Genomic DNA, 6,912 nt, shown 5'->3' on the forward strand with positions numbered 1-6,912 from the left:
ATTTAATTTTTTGTCACTTTTTGAAAGGGATTTTCATGTATAATGAAGAATATATTGATATAGTATTATATTAATGATCATTGTAACAGTGAGTATGTACAATAGCTTGTAGCAAACGCCCAAGTGTCAGAAAGGGCGGATAAACCATTCTTTTCTTCATATACATATAGAAAATGAGAAAGAAAGTGAGGGTTGCATATGGCTGCTTGGGTAATTTGGTTTATAATAGCTGGTATTTTATTTATCGCAGAAATGTTGTCGATTACATTTTACATGCTTTGGCTTGGAATTGGAGCTGTTGTCGGAGGTCTTATTGCTTTGTTTGCTCCTGATGCACTACTGTTACAAGTTACTGTTGGTGCAATTGTAAGTTTAACTTTGACATTCTTTACGAAAAGAATTTCAAAAAACTTTCGAGAAGCAAAAGGTTTTACTGATACAGTAGATATGCTTGTTGGTAAAAAAGGGATTGTTATGCAAACGATTACAAATGAAGCGAATGGTATTGTGAAAGTGGATGGAGATACTTGGACAGCTATTGCAGATTCTTCAATTGATGCTGGAGAAAAAGTCGTTGTTATAAAGAGGCATAGTACTATATTACAAGTGAAAAAGGAGAGTGAATAAATATGGTAGCATTAACGTTAACGATTATATTCGCACTAATTGTAGTTACATTTATCGCATTAACAATTAAAATTATTCCTCAGCAAAAAGTTGGGGTTGTTGAAAGATTTGGTAAGTTTCAACGTATCATGCACCCAGGGTTAAATATTTTAATACCAATTGTAGATCGTGTTCGTGTATATCATGACTTACGTATTCAACAAACGAATGTACCACCGCAAAAGGTAATTACGAAAGATAATGTTCAAGTAGAAATTGATACTATTATTTTCTATCAAATTGTTGAACCAGAACTTGCGACATATGGTATTTCAAACTATGAATATGGTGTTCGTAATATTACTTCAGCAACGATGCGTCAAATTATCGGTAAAATGGAACTGGATGAAACGTTATCTGGTCGTGAAAAAATTTCAACAGAAATCCGCTTAGCGCTTGATGAAGCAACAGAAAAATGGGGCGTACGTATTGAACGTGTCGAAGTTGTTGATATTAACCCGCCAAAAGATGTGCAAGCATCAATGGAAAAACAAATGAAGGCTGAGCGTAATAAACGTGCGATTATTTTAGAAGCTGAAGCAGCAAAACAAGATAAAGTCCTTCGTGCTGAAGGGGAAAAGCAAAGTAAAATCTTGATGGCTGAAGGGGATAAAGAAGCGCGTATTCGCGAAGCTGAAGGTATAAAAGAAGCAAAAGAATTAGAAGCGCAAGGGGAAGCAAGGGCAATTGAAGAAATCGCAAAAGCAGAACAAAATCGTATTGAATTGCTTCGTGAAGCGAATTTGGATGAGCGTATACTTGCTTACAAATCATTTGAATCATTAGCTGAAGTTGCAAAAGGACCAGCAAATAAAGTCTTTATTCCGTCTAATGCAATTGAAACACTTGGTACTCTTGGGGCAATTGGAGAAATATTTAAAGAAAAACAAGTGAAGAAACTACCTTCAAATGATACAGGAAAAGAACAATAAAAGTGAGGAAGAGAAATGGGATACCATTTCTCTTTTTTTTGCGTATATTCCGAAAAGCTTGTACATATCCATGTATAAAGAAGGTGATGCAGTGAAAAAGTATGCAACTCGAATACATGGGAAGAAACTGATTTCGTTACTCCTTTTATATGCGCTAATAGTAATTATGATAGCGTCGATTTTGACGTCATTTTTACATACAATGAAATCGAATTATGCAAATCAATGGTTTGGAAAAGTATCGATGCAAGGTTTTGTTCAAATGATAGAAAGTGAGAATCGCTATTACGGATTTGATTATTTTAAGAAGAATAAAAGAGAGTCAGTTGGAAATTTAATGTTCTCTATTGCGACAGATTTGAAAATTAAAGATTTAAGAACATTCGTCGGTAAAGAAGTACCTGGTATGTCAAAGTATTATTCTAATATTATCGTAGCTGGGGAAGGGACAAACTTGACGAATATCCCAAATGAATCTAGTGTACCGATTGAAGAAGTAACGAAAGAACGGGAAGTAGCAAAAGATAAAGTTACAGAAGCGGAAAAGAATAATCCGGTTCAGAAAAAGAACGGAGCGAAAAAAGGTGAAAGTGCAGTATATATTTATCATACACATAGCTGGGAATCCTTCTTTCCATTATTACCAGGGGCTACGGATCCATCAAGTCCAGATGTAAATGTGTCCTTACTAGGGAAACGTATGAAAGAGCAACTTGAAGGACAAGGAATTCCGGTAGTTCACGATAAAACGAATATGGGTGATTTATTAGCGAGTAAAAAATGGAAATGGCCGCAATCATATAAAGCGTCTCATGAATATGTAAAAGAAGCATTAGCACAAAATAATAAAATTGCGTTTCCAATTGATATACACCGTGACGATCAGCGTAAGAAAGTAACAACAAAAGTAATTAACGGAAAATCGTATGCAAGATTATATTTTATAATTGGGATGGAAAATGAAGGCCGTGCTGAAAATGAAAAAATTGCAAGAGCGATCAATAGTTATTTAGATGAAAACTACTACGGATTAAGTAGAGGGATTTTTCCCAAGTATAAAAAAGATGGAAATGGCGTTTATAATCAAGATTTATCGAAAAATGCGATGTTAATTGAAGTTGGTGGTGTTGATAATACGTTAGATGAATTATATAACACAATTGATGTGTTAACAGAAGCGTTTAGTAAATATTATTGGAATGATGCGGAAAAAGTGAATGGATGAGGGACGGGAGACCGTTCCTTTTTTATTTTGGAATCTTAAAATGTGATATAATGGAATTTTATGAATGTTAAATAAAGGGAGAGAGAAACATGCAAATACTACTAATACGCCACGGAGAATCAGAAGCTGATATTTTACATGTGCATGAAGGTCGAGCTGATTTTGAGTTAACTGACAAAGGGAGACAACAAGTACAAAGACTTGTACAGAAAGTGAAAAAAGATTTTGCGCCAGATTTCATTTGGGCAAGCACATTAAAACGCGCTCGTGAAACGGGTGAAATATTAGCAGAAGCAATTGGTTGTCCAATTCAATTAGAAGAGGAATTAATGGAGTTTAATAATGGAGTGCAAGCAGGCTTATCATTTGAAGAAGCAAAGAAATATCCAGAGCCAAAGTTTCTTCATGACCGTTTTGAAAACGGAGAATCATTTATTGAGTTTCGAATGAGAATAGAAGGAATCTTTTCTAAAATTATGATAGAGAATACATATGATCGAATTGCAATTGTTGCCCATGGAGGCGTAATTAATAGTCTATTACGTGCATTTTTCAAAATGCCAATTTCAATGGACTACTATTTCAAAATGGGAGATACGGGAATAAGTTTAATTGAAATTGAGGGTGAACAAAAAACGGTGCATTTCATTAATGATACGAATCATTTGGACGGGATGTAAAGACTTATGTACAAAGTTGTATTTTTCGATGTTGACGGTACGTTATTAAGTGAGATTGATAGAAGCATGCACGAAAGTACAAAAGAAGCGATACGAAGGTTAATAGATAAAGGAATTCACGTAGTTGTTACAACTGGAAGACCGTATAGTTTATGCTCACAATTTAAGGAACTAGGTATAAATACGTTTATTTCAGCAAATGGTGCACATATAAAATGTGGGAAAGAAGTTATACATAAATCAGTACTTTCAAGCGAAATCGTTCATGATATTTCAAATTTTGCTGAATTACATGGTCACAGTGTTTCTTACTTTACAGAAGAATTTGCAATGAATAATATTGCTTCCAAAGATGAACGTGTCATGCGAGCGTTAAATGAAACTTTAAATTTAGAGCGGTATCCTGACAAAGTTAGAAACTTATCAGATGAGATGTATTGCATATGTCTGTATGCTGATGATACAGAAGCTCAAAAATTCATTGAAAGATATCCAGCACTTACGTTTGAGCGTTTTCATGGTTACGTTATAAATGTATTGGAAGATAGTAAAGTATCGAAGCTAACTGCAATTCAAAAAGTATTGGAACATTTAAACATTAGTAAATTAGAAGCCATTGCTTTTGGCGATGGTGGAAATGATATTGAGATGTTGCAGTATGTAGGATTAGGAGTTGCGATGGGAAATGGTGGAGAGGAGTTGAAGAGATGGGCTGATTTCGTTACAACGAAGGCGAGTGAAGGCGGAATTTCTTATGCCTTAAAGAAGTTGCGAATTATTTAAAACTAATAGTTAGTCAGTGTGAAAAATCCTGTTTTAATAATGGCTTTTGTTAATATGTATACTGTTTTAGGGAATTATTTGAGCTCTCCTACTTACAATTTAACTGCAGAACAAATCCTTTATTTTCGCTTAGCAGGGCTGTTTGGTATGTTGCTGTCACCACTTGCAGGTCGTTTAACAAAGAGGTTTGAAGTAAGAAAGGTTCTTCAAGGAGGATTATTGATTGCTATTTTTAGTCTAAGTTCAATGGGCTTTGTTTCGGATCTATCTCTACTTGTAATGATGAGTGTCTGTTTTGTAATAGGTATTGCTATATCCGTTCCGTCTTTAGTTTCTCTTGTAGGTCAATTAGGAGGGAAAGCAAGGGGAATATACTTTTATTTTATTTTTAGGTACTAGTATAGGACCTATCATTTCTATTTATCTTATGAAAATAGGAGGTTATGCTCAAACATTTATTTTATTAGGAATGATACTTTTTATTGGTTTTGTAGCTTCTCTATTTATAATTAATGAATGAGTGGAAAATCACTCAAATAAAGGAATGCGAGGATCTTTCATATGCTCGCATAATAAAATATGAATTTGTCCACGATGATGATAAAAGTGTGCAACGATTTCAAGTAACCATTCAAAGCGCGAATAAGAAATCCCCCAATAGGCAGTCATAACTTCTGCTAATTCTATTTGGGAGTAGGAAAGAAATGTTTTAGAGAGAAGGTTGTATCCTTCAATCATCGTTTGTTGCATGTGAGCAACTGTTACGGGCGTATGTTCTATATAAAAGGTATGTAATTCTTTTTCTGAAATACCATTTAAAATGAGTAAATCAGCATGACAAATAAGAGAAAGATGTGCACACATTTCAAATAATGATCGTTTTGAGTGAATCGGTTGTATTTTTAAATCGTTTTCACTATATTGGTTAAGCATATAAATAGAAGTATCAATAGCAACTTTTAGTTGATGCAATGCAGATTGAACAAACATTGTAATTCTCCTCGTCTCCGTATATAATAGTTTCTTGAGGATATTATATCATACTCAAAATTCCGAAAATTCTAGTAGTTTGACTAGCATAATGAAAAGTATTATATTGTAAAAGGTCATATGAAACGTGAAATAGAATGGAATGCAATTATTGAGTTAGGAGTTAGACCAATGAGTTTGAAATATGGAAGAGATACAATTGTAGAAATTGACTTAAATGCTGTAAAACATAATGTAAAAGAATTTAAAAAACATGTAAATGATGAAGAAATTAAGATGATGGCTGCTGTAAAAGCGAATGGGTATGGCCATGGGGCAGTTGAAGTTGCCAAAGCTGCAATTGAAGCGGGAATACATCAACTTGCAGTTGCATTTGTAGATGAAGCAATAGAATTAAGAGAAGCAGGAATTACTGTACCAATTTTAATTTTAGGATACACACCAGTAGCGGCTGTAGAAGATGTAATTCAATATGACGTTATGATGACTGTTTATAGAGTAGAAGATTTACATGGTATAAATGAAATTGCAAACCGTCTTCAAAAGAAAGTACAAATTCAAGTGAAAATTGATACAGGAATGAGTCGTATCGGTTTACAAGAAGAAGAAGTTAAACCATTTTTAGAAGAATTAAACCGTATGGAGTATGTAGAGGTAGTAGGGATGTTTACGCATTACTCTACGGCAGATGAAATCGATAAATCATATACGAATATGCAAACAAGTTTATTTGAAAAAGCTGTTAATACAGCGAAAGAATTAGGAATTCAAATACCATATATTCATAGTTCAAATAGTGCGGGATCAATGGAATTAAGTAACACATTTCAAAATATGGTACGCGTTGGAATAGGAGTGTACGGTATGTATCCATCAAAAGAAGTGGATCATTCAGTCGTTTCTTTACAGCCTGCGTTGTCGTTAAAATCAAAAGTAGCTCATATTAAACATGCGAAGAAGAATCGTGGTGTAAGTTATGGGAATACGTATGTAACAACTGGTGAAGAATGGATTGCGACTGTACCAATTGGTTATGCTGATGGTTATAATCGTCAATTATCTAATAAAGGCTATGCGTTAATTAACGGGGTTCGAGTACCTGTTATTGGCCGTGTTTGTATGGATCAGTTAATGTTGGATGTTTCAAAAGCGATGCCAGTACAAGTAGGAGACGAAGTAGTATTCTACGGTAAACAAGGTGAAGAAAATATCGCAGTAGAAGAAATAGCGGATATGTTAGGTACAATAAACTATGAAGTTACATGTATGCTAGATAGAAGAATTCCGCGTGTCTATAAAGAAAATGACGAAACAACTGCAATTGTAAATATATTAAGAAAAAACTGAATCATTTCGATTCAGTTTTTTTATTTTTTTATTCATATCAAATGCGAATATACCCTCGTTATGTAATACGGAGTAAACTTTGCGAAACACACTTTTTAGTTCAACTAAATTAAACTATCACCGGCAGAGATGACCAGTCCCGCAACAAAGATCTAATATACGAGAGTAGGGAAGAGCATCTTGTAAAACGAGGCTGGATAGGAGTATTCAACAAAATGTCCCCAATGTTTAATATAGATGTCTGCTAAAATATCATAATTAAAATAAATTATTTTTTTAACATATGTAT

7 protein-coding genes and 2 pseudogenes are annotated in these 6,912 nt (G+C 34.0%); 7 read left to right on the forward strand and 2 right to left on the reverse strand.

The window, feature by feature from the left end:
- Positions 1 to 198: 198 nt before the first annotated feature.
- The 6 genes and pseudogenes from ABWK52_RS24905 to ABWK52_RS24930 all read left to right on the forward strand — a co-directional run.
- Positions 199 to 627, forward strand: coding sequence for an NfeD family protein (locus tag ABWK52_RS24905; RefSeq protein WP_000741975.1), 429 nt, complete (start codon positions 199 to 201; stop codon positions 625 to 627).
- Between the two features lie 2 nt (positions 628 to 629).
- Positions 630 to 1,598 carry an SPFH domain-containing protein gene (locus tag ABWK52_RS24910; protein ID WP_000226253.1) on the forward strand — a complete coding sequence of 323 codons (969 nt, stop codon included), beginning with the start codon at positions 630 to 632 and terminating at the stop codon, positions 1,596 to 1,598.
- Positions 1,576 to 2,823, forward strand: coding sequence for a stage II sporulation protein P (spoIIP, locus tag ABWK52_RS24915; protein WP_000613905.1), 1,248 nt, complete (start codon positions 1,576 to 1,578; stop codon positions 2,821 to 2,823). Before ABWK52_RS24910 ends, spoIIP begins: the two co-directional genes overlap by 23 nt.
- A gap of 89 nt (positions 2,824 to 2,912) precedes the next feature.
- Positions 2,913 to 3,503 carry a histidine phosphatase family protein gene (locus tag ABWK52_RS24920; protein WP_001166433.1) on the forward strand — a complete coding sequence of 197 codons (591 nt, stop codon included), beginning with the start codon at positions 2,913 to 2,915 and terminating at the stop codon, positions 3,501 to 3,503.
- Positions 3,504 to 3,509: 6 nt separating this feature from the next.
- Positions 3,510 to 4,286 (forward strand): Cof-type HAD-IIB family hydrolase, encoded by a 777-nt coding sequence (locus tag ABWK52_RS24925; protein WP_098541511.1) that lies wholly within the window; start codon positions 3,510 to 3,512, stop codon positions 4,284 to 4,286.
- Between the two features lie 30 nt (positions 4,287 to 4,316).
- Positions 4,317 to 4,806 (forward strand): annotated as a pseudogene (locus tag ABWK52_RS24930) (MFS transporter); the annotation flags it as partial.
- An 8-nt stretch (positions 4,807 to 4,814) separates the two neighbouring features.
- On the opposite strand, the gene ABWK52_RS24935 reads toward ABWK52_RS24930, so the two are convergent.
- Positions 4,815 to 5,276 (reverse strand): DinB family protein, encoded by a 462-nt coding sequence (locus ABWK52_RS24935; protein WP_000498002.1) that lies wholly within the window; start codon positions 5,274 to 5,276, stop codon positions 4,815 to 4,817.
- Between the two features lie 171 nt (positions 5,277 to 5,447).
- Here ABWK52_RS24935 and alr point away from each other — a divergent pair, with 171 nt between their 5' ends.
- Entirely contained in the window at positions 5,448 to 6,623 is a 1,176-nt protein-coding gene (gene alr / locus ABWK52_RS24940; protein WP_048567427.1) for an alanine racemase, read from the forward strand.
- A 120-nt stretch (positions 6,624 to 6,743) separates the two neighbouring features.
- Here alr and ABWK52_RS29870 read toward each other — a convergent pair.
- Positions 6,744 to 6,895: pseudogene (locus ABWK52_RS29870) on the reverse strand (class I SAM-dependent methyltransferase); the annotation flags it as partial.
- Between the last annotated feature and the right edge of the window lie 17 nt (positions 6,896 to 6,912).

Source organism: Bacillus sp. AP50 (assembly GCF_040492675.1).
GTDB lineage: Bacteria > Bacillota > Bacilli > Bacillales > Bacillaceae_G > Bacillus_A > Bacillus_A cereus.